Below are 17,545 nucleotides of genomic sequence, written 5' to 3'. Positions count from 1 at the left end.
CCATGTGCGGTATTGTCGGAATCCTCGGTGACCACGAAGCGGCGCCGACGCTGGTCGAGGCGCTGAAACGGCTGGAGTATCGCGGCTACGACAGCGCGGGCATCGCGACGGTGAATTGCGGACAGCTCGACCGGCGACGGGCGGTCGGCAAGCTCGCGAACCTCTCGGACCTCCTGGTCCGCGAACCTCTTGCCGGGAAGGCCGGGATCGGGCACACCCGCTGGGCCACGCATGGCGAGCCTTCGGTTCGGAACGCGCACCCGCACCGCTCGGGCGGCGTGGCGGTCGTCCACAACGGGATCATCGAGAACTTCCGCCCGTTGCGCGCGGAGCTGACGCAGAAGGGATACGCCTGCGAGTCCGACACGGACACCGAGACCGTCTCGCTTCTCTGCCAGTCGTTCATCGATCAGGGCCTCTCGCCGCGCGATGCGGCCGAGCAGACCATCGCGCGGCTCGAGGGCGCCTATGCGCTGGCCTTCCTCTTCGACGGAGAGGAGGATCTGATCGTCGCAGCGCGCCGCGGCTCTCCTCTGGCGGTTGGGTATGGCGAGGGCGAGATGTTCCTCGGCTCCGACGCCATCGCTCTGGCGCCCCTGACCGACCGCATCAGCTATCTCGAGGAGGGCGACCGCGCCGTCCTGACCCGCCAGGGCGTCGAGTTCTGGGACGGCTCGGGCAGCAAGGCCAACCGCGAGGTGCGCACGATCCAGATCGACACGGCGCGGATCGAGAAGGGCGGTCACAAGCACTTCATGGCGAAGGAGATCGCTGAGCAGCCGACGGTCCTCGCCGACGCGCTGGCGCATTATCTGAACGACGGCGCGATCACGCTGCCGGAGACGACGCCCGACTTCGCCGAGGTCGACCGCATCGTCATGGTCGCCTGCGGCACAGCCTACTATGCCTGCGCCACGGCGAAATACTGGTTCGAGCAGCTTGCCGGCATCCCCGTCGAGGTCGACGTGGCGTCGGAGTACCGCTACCGCGATGCGCCGGTCGGCCCGAAGACGCTGGCGATCTTCGTGTCCCAGTCGGGCGAGACGGCTGATACGCTGGCGGCGCTGCGCCATGTCGCGACGCGGGCGCGGATCGTCTCGGTGGTGAACGTGCCCGAAAGCTCCATCGCGCGCGAAAGCGACCTCGCGCTGCCGATCTTCGCGGGGGCCGAGATCGGGGTCGCCTCGACCAAGGCTTTCACCTGCCAGCTGCTTGTCCTTCTCCTTCTCGCGCTCAAGGCGGGGCGCGACCGGGGACGCGTGACGGACGAGGCGATGGCAGGTCACATGGCGTCGCTCTCCTCGCTGCCGGGCCTGATGGCGCAGGCGCTGGCCGCGTCGGAGCGGATCGAGGAAACCTCGGTCAAGCTCGCCGAGGCGCAGGACATCCTCTTCCTCGGTCGGGGCTCGATGTTCCCGCTGGCGCTCGAAGGCGCGCTGAAGCTGAAGGAAATCAGCTACATCCATGCCGAAGGCTATGCGTCCGGCGAGTTGAAGCACGGACCCATCGCGCTGATCGACCGAAGCGTCCCCGTCATCGTCTTCGCGCCGCGGACCGCGCTTTTCGACAAGACCGTCTCGAACATGCAAGAGGTCATGGCGCGGGGTGGCAAGGTCGTTCTCGTCACCGACCGCCTTGGCGCGGTCGAAGCGAGCGAGGGGTGCTGGCAGGTGATCGAGATGCCGACGGTGCCGGAGTTGATCGCGCCGGTGCTCTACGCCATCCCGGCGCAGTTGCTGGCCTATCACACCGCTGTCGCCAAGGGGACGGACGTGGATCAGCCGAGGAACCTCGCGAAGTCGGTGACGGTCGAATAGGGCGGGAGCGAGGGGCGCGGCCCCTCGCGCTCCCCGGGATATTTGGGGACCGATGAAGGGGGAGGGTGTGCTCGAACCTCTGGGATATGACGCGCTCAAGGCCGGATTCCGGTGGGAGTTTCCCGAGCGGCTGAACATGGCCCGGCAGGTGCTGGAGAAGCCGGACGAAGCGCTGGCGATCCGGGATCTTGGGGCTGGCCGCGAGGTGACCTTCGGCGACCTGCGCGGCATGACGGGGGCGCTGGCGAAGTCGCTTTCGGCACGCAGTGTCGTGCGGGGCGACCGGGTGGGCGTCCTTCTGAGCCAGGACCCCTGGTGTGCTGCGGCTCACTTGGCCGCCTGGAGCCTGGGCGCGATATCCGTCCCGCTTTTCAAGCTCTTCCGGGAGGATGCTCTGGCGTCGCGGCTGGGAGATTCGGGCGCGCGCGTCGTCGTGACGGACCCCGAGGGCGCGGCGATGCTCGTTCCGTTCGATCTCGAGGTCATCGTGCCGGCCTCGGAGGCGCTCGCATCCGCGCCCTTGTCCTTCGCCGACACTGGCCCGGAGGATCCGGCGGTCCTCATCTATACCTCGGGCACCACGGGCAAGCCGAAGGGCGCGCTGCACGGCCACCGCGTCCTGACCGGCCACTTGCCGGGGGTCGAGATGAGCCACGACTATCTCGGACAGCCGGGCGACGTCATATGGACGCCGGCGGACTGGGCCTGGATCGGGGGGCTCTTCGACGTGCTGATGCCGGGTCTGGCGCTCGGCGTCCCGGTCGTGGCCGCGCGGATGGAGAAGTACACGCCCGAAGCCTGCGCGCGCATCGTGACCGAGGGTGGCGTGCGCAACGTCTTCTTCCCGCCCACCGCGCTCAGGATGCTCAAAGCGTCGGATGCGGCAATCCCCGGCCTGCGCTCGGTCGCCTCGGGGGGCGAGCCCCTGGGGGCCGAGATGCTGGACTGGGGTCGTCGCGCCTTTGGCCTCACGATCAACGAGTTCTACGGCCAGACCGAGTGCAACATGGTGGCGAGTTCGTCCTCGGCGATGTTCGCGCCAAGGCCCGGAGCCATCGGCAAGGCAGTGCCGGGCTTCGAAGTCGCGGTGATCGACGGCGAGGGGCGCGAGACGGTGGGCGAGGGCGACATCGCGGTGCGCAAGGGCGCGGGCTCGATGATGCTGGGGTACTGGAACAACCCGCAGGCCACTGCCGACAAGTTTCGCGGCGACTGGCTGGTGACGGGTGACCGGGGCGTGATCGAGGACGGGTTCATCCGCTTTGTGGGGCGGGAAGACGACGTCATCACCAGCGCCGGCTACCGCATCGGGCCGGCCGAGATCGAGGACTGCCTGATGACCCATCCCGCCGTGGCGACGGTTGGCGTCGTCGGCAAGCCCGACCCTCTGCGGACCGAGGTCGTCAAGGCCTACGTCGTCCTCAAGCCGGGGGCGGAGGTCGCGGCCCCCGAGTTGCAGGCCTGGGTGCGGGATCGGCTTTCAGCGCATCTCTATCCGCGAGAGGTGGCGTTTCTCGACGCGCTGCCGATGACGGTGACGGGCAAGGTGATCCGCAGGGAGCTGAAGGCGCGCGCCTCGTCCGAATGAGTGGCCGGCCGCCGGTCGAGGGCTATTTGGTCCCCCTTGCCAACTGAAGGGGGTCCCATGTCCGGCTTCGACGATCTCGCTGCGCTCTACGTCAACACCTCGCTAAAGAAGGTGCGGACCGAGAGCCATACGCAGCTTCTCCTGAACGCCAGTTCCGCGATCATGCGCAAGGAGGGCGTCTCGGTCGACGAGATCTACCTGAACGACTGGACTGTGCCGCCCGGCGTCCAGCCCGACATGACCGACGAAGGCTGGGACCGCGACGACTGGCCGGAGCTGTGGGAAAGGGTGAAGGCCGCCGACATCCTCGTGGTCGGAACACCCCTCTGGCTCGGAGAGGAGTCGAGCGTCTGCCGTCTTCTGATAGAGCGGCTTTACGCCATGTCGGCCAAGCTGAACGACAAGGGCCAGTCAGTGTTCTACGGCAAGGTTGCAGGCTCGGTCATCACCGGCAACGAGGACGGCATCAAGCACGTCGCGATGTCGCTTGGCTTCGCGTTGAACCACCTCGGTTACACCATCCCGCCCCAGGCCGATTGCGGCTGGATCGGCGAGGCCGGGCCGGGGCCGTCCTATGGCGACGACGACGGGCAGGGCGGCCGGGTGGGATTCGACAACGAGTTCACGCAGCGCAACACGACGATCATGACCTGGAACCTGATGCACCTCGCGCGGATGCTGAAAGAGGCCGGCGGCTACCCGAGGCAAGGCAACGACCGCGAGGCCTGGAAGGCCGGGTCTCGCTTCGGCTTCGAGAACCCCGAGTACCGTTCCTGACGGCGCGTGCGAGGAGGGAGGTGACGGAGACGCAGCGAACGCCTATCTCTTGATGTGTGATGCGCTTTGCCCCCACCCTGATTGCTGTCGTTCTCGCCTTCGGCGCCCCCGCCGGCGCGACCGAGCACGAACTCGACGCCTACGGACCGGCGCTTGACGCCTGTTATTCCTCTGCCGAGACATCCGAGGCGCTGAACGGCTGCCGGGATGCCGTCTCCGGCTCCTGCATGGACCGCGAAGACGGCGGGCAGACGACGCTTGGCATGTCCTCGTGCCTGATGGCCGAGGCTGCGGCCTGGGATCGCCATCTGAACGAGGAATACAAGGCGACGATGGCCGTCTTCGACGAACAGGATGCCGAGGAAGCCGCCTCCTTTCCCGGCATTCCCCCGCGCGCCGCGGCGCTCAAGGCTGCGCAGCGCGCGTGGATCGCGTTCCGGGATGCCGAATGTGCCCTGGCCCGTGCGCAATGGGGTGCGGGCTCGATGCGCTCGATCGCGGGAGCGGGATGCCATGCGGACATGACGGCCACGCGCACGATCGAGCTACGCGCCATGCGGGAGGAGCGATGAGCGAGGGGACCGATGTCGTCGTCCAGTACGTCGAGACCGTGCTGGCCGAACAGGACGCGTACCGAGCGGCCCCTCCGTCGAGCCTGCCGCGCGCGGTGCGGGCCGTCGCGGCGCCACTGGGCGCAGTCACACGCCGTTTCATGCCGCCCGAGGTCATCGAAGCGGCCATTCGCGGGGCCGAGTGGGCGGCATCGAGTTCGATCCGCAAGGCCGCGATCCAGCACGACTTTTCCGATCTAGCCGCTTGCGACGAGGCGGCGGCCGAGGTGCGCCGCTGGGCGCTGGGCTATGCGGTGACGGGCGGCGGCGCGGCCGGGGCCCTGGGTGCGCTGGGTCTTGCCATCGACATTCCGACGACGATCACGCTGGCGCTTCGGACAGTGCGTCTGACGGGGCTCTGCTATGGGTTCGGGGCCGCCACCGAGGCGGAGCGGCTCTATATCCTCGATGTTCTGCAGCTGGCCGGCGCGAACGGGCGCGACGAGCGTCTGGCGGCCATCGAGCGGCTGGCGCGCGAGCGGTCCGAGATGTCGCCCGAGGAGTGGGGCAAGATCGTCAACCTGACGGGGCAGTCGGCGGGCACCGTCGCGGCCACGCGGAGGGTGGCGCAGACGCTTGGTGTCAACCTGGCGACGAGGAAGATGGCGCAGGCCGTGCCCTTCGTCGGCGCGGCCATCGGTGCGGGGGTCAACGCGGCCTTCCAGAACGACGTGGCGGCGGCGGCGCGCTTCGCCTACCGCGCGCGCTGGCTCGAGGTGAACGAGCACATCATCGAAGGTCGGCTGACGCAGGACTGAGGCCGGCTTAATCCTTCGGCAGCGAATCCCTGCTATCCGCAGGCCATGTTCGACACACCCAAAGTCACCCCGTCCCCGTCCCAGCCCGCATCGGGTCCCCTCTTCGAGGATGGGGCCGCCGCTTTGCGCGATATCCGCCCCGCGACGGGAGAGGCGCCCTTCGGCCTCGACGAGGTGTTCTTCTCGCGCACCGACGACCGCGGCGTCATCCGCAGCGGCAACCACGTCTTCCGCCGCACCGCGGATTACGACTGGCCAGAGCTTCTGGGCGCGCCGCACAAGGTGATCCGTCACCGCGACACGCCGAAAGGTCTGTTCTGGCTCATGTGGGACACGATCAAGCGCGGCGAGGCGATCGGGGCCTATGTCAAGAACCGCGCGCGCGACGGCCTGCATTATTGGGTCTTCGCCTGCGTCCTGCCGTGTGAAGGCGGGTATCTCTCGGCCCGGATCAAGCCGTCGAGCCTTCTCTTCGACGAGGTTCGCGCGGAATACGACGCGCTTCGAAAAGCCGAAACGGACGAGGGTCTGTCGCCCGAAGACAGCGCGAAACGGTTCGTCGCCCGGCTGCGCGACCACGGCTTCGACAGCTATGCCCGCTTCGCCTCGCACGCTCTGACCGAAGAGCTTCAATCGCGCAACGAGGGCCTGCGGCTGCCGCGCGACACGCGGCTTCTGCGCTTCAAGGCCATGCTCGACGCGGCCGAACGCCTGAAGGCGGCGACCGACGAACTGGTCCAGTCCTTCGCGGCGGTCCAGATCATTCCTCACAACATGCGCGTCATGGCCTCGCGGCTGGAACCGACCGGGGGTCCGTTCAGCACGCTGTCGGGCAACTACGGCTCGATGTCGTCCGACATCTCGAAGTGGTTCGAGACGCATGTCGTGGGCGAAGACAGCAACTTTTCGACCATCAACGCCAGCGTCGACATGTCGATGTTCCTCGAGGGCGTGGTGGGCATCCTGCGACAATGCGACCGCCAGCTCGTGGCCGAACGCAGCGAGCTGGGCATGATCGACGTCGACGCCGAGCGTTCGAACCTCAACGCCATCGTCGGAGAATACGCCCGCCGCGCGGAAAAGGGGCTTGAGGTCATCCAGGGCGAAGCGATGCGCATCCAGATGGCCTGTTCCGCCATGCACCGCCACATCCTCGGCCTCGGCACCACGCGGGTGCTCTGCAAGATCGAGATGGCGCGGATGGGTGCAGCGGGTCTGGGGCTGGCCGAGATCATCGGTCAGCTCGGACGGTTCCAGGACAAGATCGGCGGTCTTCTCGACGAGGTTGCGACCCTGAGCCGCGACATCCAGGGAATGATCGAACTGCAGAGGCGCGAGTGAGACGCCGCGACCTGATTTAAAGGAGAGACCGAATGACCATGCCGATGACTGCCTCTGCTTCCGCCGCCACTCGCGCCCCGGTACCGCGGGAGCCCGTGACGACCCCACGCGCAGTGGGCCAGGCGGCCCGCGACGCGGTTCAGACCGCCCGTAGCGAGGGCGTCGACGTTCCACGCAACGCACAAGGCGTGGCGGCCCGTGCCATCGCGCGAGGCGCGGACCCCCAGTCGGTCTTCGCAGGTCTCGTCACGCCGCCTCCCGCCCCGGACGGGACAGGGGAAGTGGGGACACCCGACAGCGACGCCATCTCGCCGGAAGAGGCGGGCGACGCTCAGACGCCGCCGGCCGTCCCTGAACCCTGACCCGCCCTTGATCCATGACCGCGCGCTCTGCCTGGGATCGCGGCGGTCGCTCAAAAGGCGGCCGCTTACCTGCGAGCGTTGACCCGCCCTGATCCATGACCGCGCGCTCTGCCCGAGATCGCGGCCGCCCGGATCGCGGCCGCTCATCCTCGAGCGTTGACCGTCCCGGGTGAGCGACGTATGCAGGGGCCGACCGGTGCGACCCGTCAGGGTGCGACCGATGGCTATGGAGACCGACGTGGAGCTGATCCTGCTGGAATACCTGCCGATCCTCGTCTTCCTCGGCATCGCCGTGGGCCTCGGTCTTGTCCTGATCCTGGCCGCGGTCCTCGTCGCGCCGAACGACGCGAACCCCGAGAAGCTCTCGGCCTACGAATGCGGCTTCAACGCCTTCGACGACGCGCGGATGAAATTCGACGTGCGCTTCTACCTCGTGTCGATCCTGTTCATCATCTTCGACCTCGAGATCGCCTTCCTGTTTCCCTGGGCGGTGGCCTTCGGCAGCCTCAGCGACGTGGCCTTCTGGTCGATGATGGCGTTCCTCGCCGTCCTGACCGCCGGCTTCGCTTACGAGTGGAAGAAAGGCGCGATGGACTGGGAGTGATCCCGGCCCGGCTTGAGACGCGGCGGCCTTGTGCCGCCGTTTTCATTTGTTGAGCCGGCGAAACTATCTGGCGACTGCGACGTGGCTTCCGTGCTGACACAAGGAGGCTCCATATGACCAGCATGACGAAACTGACCTCGATCGCCGCCGCCGCGTTGCTTCTCGCGTCCGGATCGGCCTTCGCAAAGGCCCACAACCAGGGCAATACGGAAGTCCCGGGCGAGACCGTCGGGACGGAGACCGTCGGACCCGCGCAGACCCTCGGTTCGGCCAAAGGCCAGCGTCCCGTGGAAAAGGCGCCGGACTGCCCGGGCAACTCCTGCTCAGCCGGCGCAAAAGAGTAGACGATCAAGCGGCCCGGCCCTGCGCCGGGCCGTATCTATCGCGAGAGTTCGAAGAAGAGCGAGGCCCAGTGGCTTCGCCGTCGCACGGCGCCGGGACCATCGACCGGCACGATTCGCACTGCGTTGAGCAGATACCCCCCTGGCCCGCCGAGCGGGACGGTGACTGCGCCTCTCGCATCGGTCCGCAAGATGCGCCGTGTGCCCTCTTGTCCGGGGAGAGCCCGGATCAGGGCCACCGACGCATCCGGAACCGGGCGGCCCTGCCACAGCAGCGTCACTTCGACCCACTCCGCACCCGGCTCGAAGGGATGCCCGGTCACGACCAACTCGTGCTCGAGGCCGGTCGGTGTGTCTGCGCTGCCTCTTTCCAGCGTGCCTGCGGAGACGAGAGTACGGGCGTTGCGGATGTACTCCTCCGAGATTGCCATGGGAGCGGGCCCTCGCGCGACATGATCGTCCGGCTTCAGGTCCAGCCCCTCGTAGTCCAGATACTCTTCGAAAGCCGCGAGGGAATCGAAGGTGACGTAGGCCGGGTGGGTGACGGTCGTGATGCGATGCAGCCCCTCGGTGGTCAGATCGACGCTCAGCGCAGGCCTGTCGCCGAGGAGAGAGGAGAGGGGAACAGGCGGCCCCTCCGGCGGGTGGTGGAGAGCCTCGGCCACCATCGTATCGAGCCAGGGCAGGGACGATCCGGCGAGAAGGTCGCCCACGCGGAAGTCAGCGACCAATGTGTCGCCGGCGTTCGGGCCGGGATCCTGAGGGTCGATCCAGAACTCGTGCGCGGCAGAAGACAGGGGAAGGACCGCGACGAGCGCCACGGCAAGAGTCGTCTTGAACATCAGAGGGTTCCTAGCGCGTCTGTCCGGAGAGTCACGCGTCCTCCTCGCGGAAGTTTCATCCCTCCCGGGCAGGTGTCGCGTTGACGCTCTGGGGGTGAGGGGTTAGATGAACCCGACAGCCCGAAAGACCGGAGTTTTCCATGTCCGTTGCGCTCAACACCAACGATGCGGGCCCTGACCGCGAGGTCGCGACGACCACGCTGAACCGCGAGTTGCAGGACAAGGGCTTCCTCGTCACGTCGACCGACGACATCATCAACTGGGCGCGCACCGGCAGCCTGCACTGGATGACCTTCGGGCTGGCCTGCTGCGCCGTCGAGATGATGCACACCTCGATGCCGCGTTATGACCTCGAGCGTTTCGGGACCGCGCCGCGCGCTTCCCCCCGGCAGTCGGACCTGATGATCGTGGCCGGCACGCTGACCAACAAGATGGCGCCTGCGCTGCGCAAGGTCTACGACCAGATGCCCGAGCCGCGCTACGTGATCTCGATGGGATCCTGCGCCAACGGCGGCGGCTATTATCACTACAGCTACAGCGTCGTGCGCGGCTGCGACCGCATCGTGCCGGTGGACATCTATGTCCCCGGATGCCCGCCGACCGCCGAGGCGCTGCTTTACGGCATCCTCCAGCTTCAGCGGAAGATCCGCCGCACCGGCACCATCACGCGCTGAGGAGACAGCCATGTCCGAAGCCCTTCAGGAACTCGCCGCCCACATCGAAGCCAAGCGCTCGGACTGCGTGCTGTCCTCCGAGATCGCGCATGGCGAATTGACGCTGACGGTGGCGAATGCCTCTCTGGCGGATTTCGTGGACTTCCTGAAGACCGATCCGAACGGCCGGTTCTCGACTCTGATCGACATCACCGCCGTCGACTGGCCCGAGCGCGAGGTGCGCTTCGACGTGGTCTATCATTTCCTCTCGATGTACCAGAACCACCGGATCCGCGTGAAGGTATCGGTCCGCGAGGACGAAACTCTGGCCTCGATCGTGGGGGTTCATCCCTCGGCCAACTGGTACGAACGCGAGATTTTCGACATGTTCGGGATCCTGTTCTCGGGGCACCCCGACCTCAGGCGCATTCTCACCGATTACGGCTTCCGGGGTTATCCGCTGCGCAAGGATTTCCCGACCACGGGCTATACCGAGGTCCGCTACGACGACGTGCAGAAACGCGTGGTCTACGAGCCCGTCAAGCTGGTGCAGGAGTACCGGCAGTTCGACTTCATGTCGCCCTGGGAGGGGGCCGAATACATCCTGCCGGGCGACGACAAGGCGGCCGGGGCGAAGGGCTGAGGCCGATGAACGTGGTGTTCCTCTGCATCGGCGCGGCGAAGGCGGGAACGGACTGGCTGCACCGCCAGCTTTCCGCGCACCCCGACTGCCACATGCGCTCGATCAAGGAGCTTCACTGGTTCGACGCCGTCGAGGGCGGGCGCCTTTCGCGAGAGCTGAAGAAGCACCGTGCCGAACACGAGGCGCTTCTGACGCGGCTCGCGTCGGCGGGGCAGGCTCCCGACGCGGACCAGGCGCGGCGTCTCGCTGACCGCGCGGCCTGGATGGACGTGCTGGAGCGTGGCGGCGCAGATCCGACGGGCTATCTCGAGTATCTCGGCCACGGCGCGAGGGACGGACAGGTGGTGGGCGACATGACGCCGGCCTATGCGCTTTTGCCTGAGCGGCGGCTGCGCGAGATGGCGACGGTGGCTCGGGACGTCCGCGTCCTGTTCCTGATGCGCGATCCGGTCGACCGACTGTGGAGCCACGTCCGCATGATTGCGGCGCGGCGCGATCCCGACGGCACGGTGACGCGCCAGCGCTGCGCCCGCATCCTCGACCGCACCATCGCGGGCGAGGAAGACCAGATCGCGCGGCGTTCGGACTACGCGGGCACCCTGAAGCGGCTGGCGGCGGCGGTGCCGGGCGGGCGCTGGCTGTCGGAGGTGTTCGAGGAGATGGTGGCGGGCGAGGGGCTTTTGCGCATCTGCGCCTTCCTCGGGATCGCGCCTATGGCGGCGGACCCCGTCCCCGTTCACCGGGGACAGCCTTTGGAGATCACGCGGCAGCAGCGGCGCGCGGCGGCACGCTGGCTCGCCCCCCAATACGAGACCGCGGAACGCGTGCTGGGCCGGATGCCCGGGGCGTGGCGGCCAGAAGGATAGGATCATGGACGGCACGTTCGAGGACGCCCAGACGGGCGAGCAGAAGATCCGGAACTTCAACATCAACTTCGGGCCCCAGCACCCGGCGGCGCACGGCGTGCTGCGGCTGGTCCTCGAGCTTGACGGCGAGATCGTCGAGCGGTGCGACCCGCACATCGGGCTTCTGCACCGGGGCACCGAGAAGCTGATGGAAAGCCGGACCTACCTTCAGAACCTGCCCTATTTCGACCGTCTCGACTACGTCGCGCCGATGAACCAGGAACACGCCTGGTGCCTCGCCATCGAGAAGCTGACAAAGGTCGAAGTGCCGCGCCGCGCAAGCCTGATCCGCGTTCTCTATTCCGAGATCGGGCGGGTACTGAACCACCTTCTGAACGTAACGACGCAGGCGATGGACGTGGGCGCGCTGACCCCTCCGCTCTGGGGCTTCGAAGAGCGCGAGAAGCTGATGGTCTTCTATGAGCGCGCCAGCGGGGCACGGCTTCATTCGGCCTACTTCCGGCCGGGCGGCGTTCACCAGGACCTGCCGCCTCAACTCGTCGACGATATCGACCAGTGGGCGGTCGAGTTTCCGAAGCACCTCGACGACATCGACAACCTCTTGACCGACAACCGCATCTTCAAGCAACGCAACGTCGACATCTGCGTGGTGTCCGAGGAGGAAGCGCTGGAGTGGGCGTTCTCGGGCGTCATGGTGCGCGGCTCGGGCATGGCCTGGGACCTGCGCCGGTCGCAGCCCTACGAATGCTACGACGAGTTCGAGTTCCAGATTCCGGTCGGGACCAACGGCGACTGCTACGACCGCTATCTCTGCCGGATGGCCGAGATGCGCGAGAGCGTGAACATCATCCGCCAGGCCTGCGCCAAGCTGAAGGCCGAGCCGGGGCCGATCCTCGCGTACGGCAAGATCACCCCGCCGAAGCGCGCCGACATGAAGACCTCGATGGAAGCGCTGATCCACCACTTCAAGCTCTATACCGAGGGCTTCCACGTCCCTGCGGGCGAGGTCTATTGCGCGGTCGAGGCGCCAAAGGGCGAGTTCGGCGTCTACCTGGTCGCGGACGGCAGCAACAAGCCTTACCGCGCCAAGCTGCGCGCGCCGGGCTATCCACACCTTCAGGCCATTGACCACCTCGCGCATGGGCACATGCTGGCGGACGTGGCCGCGATCATCGGCACGATGGACATCGTGTTCGGCGAAGTGGACCGCTGAGGCCCGTCGAAGGCGCGTGACATCCTCGTTGAACGGGGTAACTCTACGCCCGTGAGCAGAGGGGACATCATGCGGATACCGGCCATCATCTTCTGCCTCTGCGCTGCGGGCGCGGCCTTGGCGCAGGAGGCCGATCCGACGCCGCTGCCGTCCGACCGGGGGCCCGGCCTTATGGGCGACCGCAGGCCGATCGGCGACTATCCGACGCTCGGGGCCACGACGCCGACCGTCCCGCTCGGTGGCGAGGCGAAGACGGCCGAGGAGATCCTCGCGGACCCCGAGGCAAGGATGATCTTCACCGCACTGGCCGCACGGGGCTGCGTCATCGCGCCCGCGGACGTGGCGCCGACGCTCGCGCCCCTCGGCATCTCGTTCGAGGCCGCGCGGCGCGTGTTCACCGATCTCGAGGTCTCGGGGCTGGGCACGCAGTCGTCGGACGGACGCATGAGCATTCCTGCCTCTCTGTGCCCGCCGCCGCAGCCCGAGGCCAGCTATCGCGACCAAGTGCTGCAGGCCTTCTCGGACGCGGGCTGCACCTTGTCGGAAGAGGACATCCTCACCGCGCTTCCCGACTTGGGCGAGCCGCAGCTTCAGGCGATCCTCGCGCCGATGCAGGCGCAGGGCGCTCTCGAGATCGGTTCGCTGAGCGGCACGCTGGCGCCGCCCCTTTGCGGCGGCGAGACCGCCTCGCGCTGATAGGGCGCGTCCCTTGGGCACTTGAATCCCGCGCCCGTCTGGGCGAGAGACAGGCGGAACCGAACAACGGGGAACGCCCATGCTCCGCCGCCTGCATCCCGAGCAGCCCGACAGCTTCGCCTTTACGCCCGCCAACCTGGCCTGGGCCGAGGCGCAGATCACAAAATATCCCGAGGGCCGCCAGGCGAGCGCCGTGATCCCGCTTCTGTGGCGGGCGCAGGAGCAGGAGGGCTGGCTGTCGCGTCCGGCGATGGAACGCGTCGCGGCGATGCTCGACATGGCCTATATCCGCGTCCTCGAGGTCGCGACCTTCTACTTCATGTTCCAACTCACTCCGACCGGCAGCATCGCGCACGTCCAGGTCTGCGGCACGACGTCCTGCATGATCTGCGGGGCCGAGGACCTGATGGCGGTCTGCCGCGAGAAAATCGCGCCCAAGGCCCATGTCCTGTCCGGCGACGGCAAGTTCACCTGGGAAGAGGTCGAATGCCTTGGCGCCTGCGCCAACGCACCGATGGCGCAGATCGGCAAGGATTACTACGAGGACCTGACCGCCGAGCGCTTTGCAGAGATTCTCGACGAGATGTCCGAAGGCCGCGTCCCGGTTCCGGGTCCCCAGAACGGACGCTTCGCTGCCGAACCGAAAGCCGGCCTCACAAGCCTCAAGGAGTTCGAGAGCGGGCGCAGGCAGTACAACGCCAGCGTCCAGCTTGCGGTCGACATCGGCGACACGCTCAAGCGCATCGACGGCACCGAAGTGCCGCTCGTGACGCCGTGGCTGAGCGACCCGGCCGAGCAGGACGATCCCGAGCGTCCGAGCGACAGCGAGGCGCGGCTGCGCGGCGACGCCTCGGACGGTGTGTCAGAGGTCGAAGGCCAGGGGGGCGGCGACCAGTCCATCGGCAAGCCCGAGCACACCGCGGGTTCCTCGGCCGATGCCGAGGTCGAGCCGACACCGTCGGACGTGACGCCCCGAGGCGTGCAGGGCGACATCGCGCCGAGAGGTGACACGCCGGCCGAGCCCGACGATACGGTGGACCAGACCGGCGCTGTGCCGCCCGAGGAAGCTCTGACCGGGCGTTCCGTCGGCTACGACGCCACGCCGGACGGCGAGGGCGCCGAAGACACCGGACCGGGCGTCAGGCCCGGGGGCCTGACCGAGGCGCGGGAGGGCGGAGCGGACGACCTCAAGCGCATCCGGGGCGTGGGGCCGAAGCTCGAGGCGCTGCTGAACCGGTTGGGCTTCTGGCACTTCGACCAGATCGCCGCCTGGACCGGGGAAGAGATCACCTGGGTCGACCGGAACCTCGAAGGGTTCAAGGGCCGGGTCACGCGCGACGACTGGGTCAGCCAGGCGCGGATCCTCGCGGACGGCGGCGAGACGGAGTTCTCGAAGCGGGCGGACAGGGGCGAGGTCTGACAAGGCGGAATCGATCCGTCGACCCGTCTTTCCCTTGATCCGTGTCCCTCGTTGTGCAGTCTGGAACGGCCACCAACAGGGGGGACGTCATGTCGGGACATGAGAAGGCTTCGAATTCAGTAGTCTGGGGCGCAGGGATCGGCCTGTTCCTGGTCAGCTTCATCGTGCTGTTCTGGCCGGGGGATTACGGCTTCATCGCGGCCTTCTTCATCGCCCTGTTGATCGCACTCCTGTCGACCGTCGTGATCTGGCTCTGGTTCCATGGCATGCCCGCCCTGGGCAACACCGCCGCGCCCGAAGGCACCGTCGCGCCGGAGCCGGCCTCGGCGCCGAAACCCTCTCCGGGACCCGAGGGCGTCGTCGCGCATACCGAGCCGGCGGACGAGCCGGCATCGGTCGAAACGGCGTCTTCGCCATCGGGCGCGGCTGCCAGCCCCGATCCGAAGCCCGCCCCGGTGCCACCACCCGACCCTGCGCCCATCCCCGATCCCGACCCCGCGCCGATGCCCGATCCCGACCCTGCACCCGTCCCGGACCCGGCGCCGGCGGCCATAGAGCCCGAACCCGCCGCGCACGAGACGAGCGAAGCCATGGCAGACACCGCAGGACCCGGCGAGCGGCCCTCGGGACTCGACGCGCCGCGGGGTGGGGAGGCCGACGACCTCAAGCGCATCAAGGGTGTGGGCCCGAAGCTCGAGAAGCTGCTGAACAGCCTCGGCTTCTGGCACTTCGAGCAGATCGGCAACTGGTCGGCGTCGGAAATCGCCTGGGTCGATCACAATCTCGAGGGCTTCAAGGGCCGGGTGACGCGGGACAAGTGGGTCAGCCAGGCGCGGATGCTGGCCGATGGCGGCGAAACCGACTTTTCGAAGCGCGTCGACAAGGGCGGGGTCTACTAGGCGAGGGCGAGGGCCGTCCCGTTGGACCGGAAAACCCGTGTTGCGCCGGTGCATGGCGCGGCAGTATAGCACTCGGGACGCGTCGACATGGAACCAGGGATGGCCGAGGACCCGGGCACAGACAGGACTCTTGCGCGTCAGGCGCGGGTTGTCTCGCTTGTCATCGCGGGGACCATGATCCTGTGGATGGCGGCCCAATGGCTTGGCGGCAAGCTTGGCCTTCCGGAACGCTATGTCTTCCTCGTCGACCTTTTCGCGCTTGCGGGTTTTCTCTGGGCGCTGATCGTGACATGGCAAATCTGGCGACGCGGCCGGACGAACGAGTGAACGCGGGCCTCTGGCTCGCGCAGACGGGATAGACTGATGCTGGACGACAAGGACCGTATCTTCACGAATATCTACGGGATGCACGACCGCTCCCTCGCCGGCGCGAAGGCGCGCGGGCACTGGGACGGCACGGCCGGCATCCTTGCGAAGGGGCGCGACTGGATCGTCGACCAGATGAAGGCCAGCGGCCTGCGCGGTCGCGGCGGCGCGGGCTTTCCGACGGGTCTGAAATGGTCCTTCATGCCCAAGGAAAGCGACGGTCGGCCCAGCTATCTGGTCGTCAACGCCGACGAGTCCGAGCCGGGCACCTGCAAGGACCGCGAGATCATGCGCCATGATCCGCACACGCTGATCGAAGGTTGCCTGATTGCGTCCTTCGCGATGGGGGCGCACGCCTGCTACATCTACATCCGCGGCGAATACATCCGCGAGCGCGAGACGCTTCAGCGCGCCATCGACGAGTGCTACGACGACGGACTTCTGGGCGCGAATGCCGCAGGCTCGGGCTGGGATTTCGATCTCTACCTGCACCACGGCGCGGGCGCCTATATCTGCGGCGAGGAAACGGCGCTTCTGGAAAGCCTCGAGGGCCGGAAGGGAATGCCGCGCATGAAGCCGCCGTTCCCCGCCGGAGCGGGACTTTACGGCTGCCCGACGACGGTCAACAACGTCGAGTCGATCGCAGTTGCGCCGACGATCCTGCGGCGCGGGGCCGAGTGGTTCGCGGGCTTCGGGCGGCCGAACAACGCCGGCACCAAGCTTTTCGCGATCTCGGGCCACGTCGAGAACCCCTGTGTCGTCGAGGAGGCCATGTCGATCAGCTTTCAGGAGCTGATCGAGAAGCACTGTGGCGGCATCCGGGGCGGCTGGAAGAACCTCAAGGCCGTGATCCCTGGCGGATCGTCGGTGCCCTGCCTGCCGGGCAAGATCATGAAGGACGAGGCGATCATGGACTTCGACTGGCTGCGCGAGCAGAAGTCGGGTCTCGGAACCGCCGCCGTCATCGTGATGGACAACTCCACCGACATCATCAAGGCGATCTGGCGGCTGTCGAAATTCTACAAGCACGAAAGCTGCGGCCAGTGCACGCCCTGCCGCGAAGGCACCGGCTGGATGATGCGCGTCATGGACCGGCTGGTGCGCGGCGAGGCGGAGGTCGAGGAGATCGACATGCTTCTCGACGTCACGAAGCAGGTCGAGGGCCACACGATCTGCGCGCTCGGCGATGCGGCCGCCTGGCCGATCCAGGGGCTCGTCCGTCACTTCCGGGGCGAGATCGAGGACCGCATCAAGGCGACGCAGGCCGGGCGGATCAGCGCGGCGGTCGCGGCGGAGTAACGTGACGTTGTCTCAGACGACGTGCGCGGCGGCGGCGATCTTGAGCCTCGGGCTTTTCGTTTCTGCCGCTCCCGCTCTCGCGGACTGCCGGAGCCTTATCTCGGACCGCTTTGACACGCTCGATCTGAATGGGTCCGGCAGCCTCGATCGCTCGGAGTGGTTTGCGGACCTGTTGGACACGAGGTCAGGAGCCGGACCCGAAACAGGCAGCGTGGGCCCCATGGCAAATATCGTTGGCCTCGCACTATACGATGCGGACGCCAACGGTCGCGTGACAGAAGATGAACTGCCCGAGGAGTGGGCGATTCTAGGAGATTCTCCAACAAGCGGCCCAATCGAGCGGGAGACCTATGTAGAGGCGCTCACGGGGATTTGCGAGGCGCCGCAGTCGCGCCACTGAGAGCGGCGGTTCGCTAATTTTCGAGTGAGGCGTCCGATGCGAAGCGACG

The 17,545-nt window shown here is 67.4% G+C and carries 20 protein-coding genes; 19 read left to right on the top strand and 1 reads right to left on the bottom strand.

The window, feature by feature from the left end; translation table 11 throughout:
• Positions 1 to 2 precede the first annotated feature (2 nt).
• The 9 genes from glmS to EF888_RS13540 all read left to right on the top strand — a co-directional run bounded on the left by glmS (position 3) and on the right by EF888_RS13540 (position 8,202).
• On the top strand, positions 3 to 1,817 hold the full coding sequence (gene glmS, locus EF888_RS13580) for a glutamine--fructose-6-phosphate transaminase (isomerizing) (RefSeq protein WP_109758083.1): 1,815 nt from the start codon (positions 3 to 5) through the stop codon (positions 1,815 to 1,817).
• A gap of 52 nt (positions 1,818 to 1,869) precedes the next feature.
• On the top strand, positions 1,870 to 3,405 hold the full coding sequence (locus EF888_RS13575; protein ID WP_109758084.1) for an AMP-binding protein: 1,536 nt from the start codon (positions 1,870 to 1,872) through the stop codon (positions 3,403 to 3,405).
• A gap of 57 nt (positions 3,406 to 3,462) precedes the next feature.
• Complete coding sequence (locus tag EF888_RS13570) at positions 3,463 to 4,182, top strand: flavodoxin family protein (protein ID WP_109758085.1); 720 nt, start codon at positions 3,463 to 3,465, stop codon at positions 4,180 to 4,182.
• Between the two features lie 59 nt (positions 4,183 to 4,241).
• Positions 4,242 to 4,754, top strand: a complete 513-nt coding sequence (locus tag EF888_RS13565) for a lysozyme inhibitor LprI family protein (protein WP_109758086.1) — start codon at positions 4,242 to 4,244, stop codon at positions 4,752 to 4,754.
• Complete coding sequence (locus EF888_RS13560) at positions 4,751 to 5,551, top strand: EcsC family protein (protein ID WP_164721693.1); 801 nt, start codon at positions 4,751 to 4,753, stop codon at positions 5,549 to 5,551. Before EF888_RS13565 ends, EF888_RS13560 begins: the two co-directional genes overlap by 4 nt.
• 45 nt (positions 5,552 to 5,596) lie before the next feature.
• Positions 5,597 to 6,892, top strand: coding sequence for a PAS domain-containing protein (locus EF888_RS13555; protein ID WP_241239669.1), 1,296 nt, complete (start codon positions 5,597 to 5,599; stop codon positions 6,890 to 6,892).
• Between the two features lie 95 nt (positions 6,893 to 6,987).
• On the top strand, positions 6,988 to 7,254 hold the full coding sequence (locus EF888_RS13550) for a hypothetical protein (RefSeq protein WP_126918578.1): 267 nt from the start codon (positions 6,988 to 6,990) through the stop codon (positions 7,252 to 7,254).
• 238 nt (positions 7,255 to 7,492) lie between these two features.
• Positions 7,493 to 7,858: an NADH-quinone oxidoreductase subunit A gene (locus tag EF888_RS13545; protein WP_109758520.1), complete on the top strand. Its 366-nt coding sequence runs from the start codon at positions 7,493 to 7,495 to the stop codon at positions 7,856 to 7,858.
• Between the two features lie 122 nt (positions 7,859 to 7,980).
• Positions 7,981 to 8,202 carry a hypothetical protein gene (locus tag EF888_RS13540; protein WP_206508308.1) on the top strand — a complete coding sequence of 74 codons (222 nt, stop codon included), beginning with the start codon at positions 7,981 to 7,983 and terminating at the stop codon, positions 8,200 to 8,202.
• A 35-nt stretch (positions 8,203 to 8,237) separates the two neighbouring features.
• Here the strand turns inward: EF888_RS13540 and EF888_RS13535 are convergent, their stop codons facing one another.
• A complete protein-coding gene (locus EF888_RS13535; RefSeq protein ID WP_109758091.1) occupies positions 8,238 to 9,041 on the bottom strand; it encodes a DUF4198 domain-containing protein in 804 nt (267 codons plus the stop codon).
• Positions 9,042 to 9,181: 140 nt separating this feature from the next.
• On the opposite strand from EF888_RS13535, the gene EF888_RS13530 reads away from it, so the two are divergent.
• The 10 genes from EF888_RS13530 to EF888_RS22630 all read left to right on the top strand — a co-directional run bounded on the left by EF888_RS13530 (position 9,182) and on the right by EF888_RS22630 (position 17,496).
• Entirely contained in the window at positions 9,182 to 9,715 is a 534-nt protein-coding gene (locus EF888_RS13530) for a NuoB/complex I 20 kDa subunit family protein (RefSeq protein WP_109758092.1), read from the top strand.
• Positions 9,716 to 9,725: 10 nt separating this feature from the next.
• A complete protein-coding gene (locus EF888_RS13525; protein WP_109758093.1) occupies positions 9,726 to 10,337 on the top strand; it encodes an NADH-quinone oxidoreductase subunit C in 612 nt (203 codons plus the stop codon).
• A 5-nt stretch (positions 10,338 to 10,342) separates the two neighbouring features.
• Positions 10,343 to 11,203: a sulfotransferase gene (locus tag EF888_RS13520; protein WP_126918577.1), complete on the top strand. Its 861-nt coding sequence runs from the start codon at positions 10,343 to 10,345 to the stop codon at positions 11,201 to 11,203.
• Between the two features lie 4 nt (positions 11,204 to 11,207).
• Positions 11,208 to 12,416 (top strand): NADH-quinone oxidoreductase subunit D, encoded by a 1,209-nt coding sequence (locus tag EF888_RS13515; protein ID WP_109758094.1) that lies wholly within the window; start codon positions 11,208 to 11,210, stop codon positions 12,414 to 12,416.
• A 69-nt stretch (positions 12,417 to 12,485) separates the two neighbouring features.
• On the top strand, positions 12,486 to 13,112 hold the full coding sequence (locus EF888_RS13510) for a hypothetical protein (RefSeq protein WP_109758095.1): 627 nt from the start codon (positions 12,486 to 12,488) through the stop codon (positions 13,110 to 13,112).
• A gap of 79 nt (positions 13,113 to 13,191) precedes the next feature.
• Positions 13,192 to 14,532, top strand: a complete 1,341-nt coding sequence (locus EF888_RS13505; protein WP_109758096.1) for an NADH-quinone oxidoreductase subunit E — start codon at positions 13,192 to 13,194, stop codon at positions 14,530 to 14,532.
• A gap of 89 nt (positions 14,533 to 14,621) precedes the next feature.
• Positions 14,622 to 15,431 carry a hypothetical protein gene (locus EF888_RS22265; RefSeq protein WP_241239668.1) on the top strand — a complete coding sequence of 270 codons (810 nt, stop codon included), beginning with the start codon at positions 14,622 to 14,624 and terminating at the stop codon, positions 15,429 to 15,431.
• 87 nt (positions 15,432 to 15,518) lie between these two features.
• Complete coding sequence (locus tag EF888_RS13495) at positions 15,519 to 15,758, top strand: DUF5337 domain-containing protein (RefSeq protein WP_420902630.1); 240 nt, start codon at positions 15,519 to 15,521, stop codon at positions 15,756 to 15,758.
• 36 nt (positions 15,759 to 15,794) lie between these two features.
• Positions 15,795 to 17,096: an NADH-quinone oxidoreductase subunit NuoF gene (gene nuoF, locus EF888_RS13490; RefSeq protein WP_109758098.1), complete on the top strand. Its 1,302-nt coding sequence runs from the start codon at positions 15,795 to 15,797 to the stop codon at positions 17,094 to 17,096.
• Entirely contained in the window at positions 16,984 to 17,496 is a 513-nt protein-coding gene (locus EF888_RS22630; protein WP_420902629.1) for an EF-hand domain-containing protein, read from the top strand. The genes nuoF and EF888_RS22630 overlap by 113 nt, the downstream gene beginning before the upstream one ends.
• Positions 17,497 to 17,545 lie beyond the last annotated feature (49 nt).

This window comes from Silicimonas algicola, assembly GCF_003970735.1.
Taxonomy (GTDB): domain Bacteria; phylum Pseudomonadota; class Alphaproteobacteria; order Rhodobacterales; family Rhodobacteraceae; genus Silicimonas; species Silicimonas algicola.
The sequence above is the reverse complement of the archived record's forward strand: the minus strand, read 5'-3'. Positions and strand labels throughout refer to the sequence as shown.

What these genes read in the sequence shown, in the direction of transcription:
- glmS (WP_109758083.1), top strand. Translation starts at nt 3, where the DNA reads ATGTGCGGTATTGTCGGAATCCTCGGTGACCACGAAGCGGCGCCGACG.
- EF888_RS13575 (WP_109758084.1), top strand. Translation starts at nt 1,870, where the DNA reads ATGAAGGGGGAGGGTGTGCTCGAACCTCTGGGATATGACGCGCTCAAG.
- EF888_RS13570 (WP_109758085.1), top strand. Translation starts at nt 3,463, where the DNA reads ATGTCCGGCTTCGACGATCTCGCTGCGCTCTACGTCAACACCTCGCTA.
- EF888_RS13565 (WP_109758086.1), top strand. Translation starts at nt 4,242, where the DNA reads ATGCGCTTTGCCCCCACCCTGATTGCTGTCGTTCTCGCCTTCGGCGCC.
- EF888_RS13560 (WP_164721693.1), top strand. Translation starts at nt 4,751, where the DNA reads ATGAGCGAGGGGACCGATGTCGTCGTCCAGTACGTCGAGACCGTGCTG.
- EF888_RS13555 (WP_241239669.1), top strand. Translation starts at nt 5,597, where the DNA reads ATGTTCGACACACCCAAAGTCACCCCGTCCCCGTCCCAGCCCGCATCG.
- EF888_RS13540 (WP_206508308.1), top strand. Translation starts at nt 7,981, where the DNA reads ATGACGAAACTGACCTCGATCGCCGCCGCCGCGTTGCTTCTCGCGTCC.
- EF888_RS13535 (WP_109758091.1), bottom strand. Translation starts at nt 9,041, where the DNA reads ATGTTCAAGACGACTCTTGCCGTGGCGCTCGTCGCGGTCCTTCCCCTG.
- EF888_RS13530 (WP_109758092.1), top strand. Translation starts at nt 9,182, where the DNA reads ATGTCCGTTGCGCTCAACACCAACGATGCGGGCCCTGACCGCGAGGTC.
- EF888_RS13525 (WP_109758093.1), top strand. Translation starts at nt 9,726, where the DNA reads ATGTCCGAAGCCCTTCAGGAACTCGCCGCCCACATCGAAGCCAAGCGC.
- EF888_RS13520 (WP_126918577.1), top strand. Translation starts at nt 10,343, where the DNA reads ATGAACGTGGTGTTCCTCTGCATCGGCGCGGCGAAGGCGGGAACGGAC.
- EF888_RS13515 (WP_109758094.1), top strand. Translation starts at nt 11,208, where the DNA reads ATGGACGGCACGTTCGAGGACGCCCAGACGGGCGAGCAGAAGATCCGG.
- EF888_RS13510 (WP_109758095.1), top strand. Translation starts at nt 12,486, where the DNA reads ATGCGGATACCGGCCATCATCTTCTGCCTCTGCGCTGCGGGCGCGGCC.
- EF888_RS13505 (WP_109758096.1), top strand. Translation starts at nt 13,192, where the DNA reads ATGCTCCGCCGCCTGCATCCCGAGCAGCCCGACAGCTTCGCCTTTACG.
- EF888_RS22265 (WP_241239668.1), top strand. Translation starts at nt 14,622, where the DNA reads ATGTCGGGACATGAGAAGGCTTCGAATTCAGTAGTCTGGGGCGCAGGG.
- EF888_RS13495 (WP_420902630.1), top strand. Translation starts at nt 15,519, where the DNA reads ATGGAACCAGGGATGGCCGAGGACCCGGGCACAGACAGGACTCTTGCG.
- nuoF (WP_109758098.1), top strand. Translation starts at nt 15,795, where the DNA reads ATGCTGGACGACAAGGACCGTATCTTCACGAATATCTACGGGATGCAC.
- EF888_RS22630 (WP_420902629.1), top strand. Translation starts at nt 16,984, where the DNA reads ATGCGGCCGCCTGGCCGATCCAGGGGCTCGTCCGTCACTTCCGGGGCG.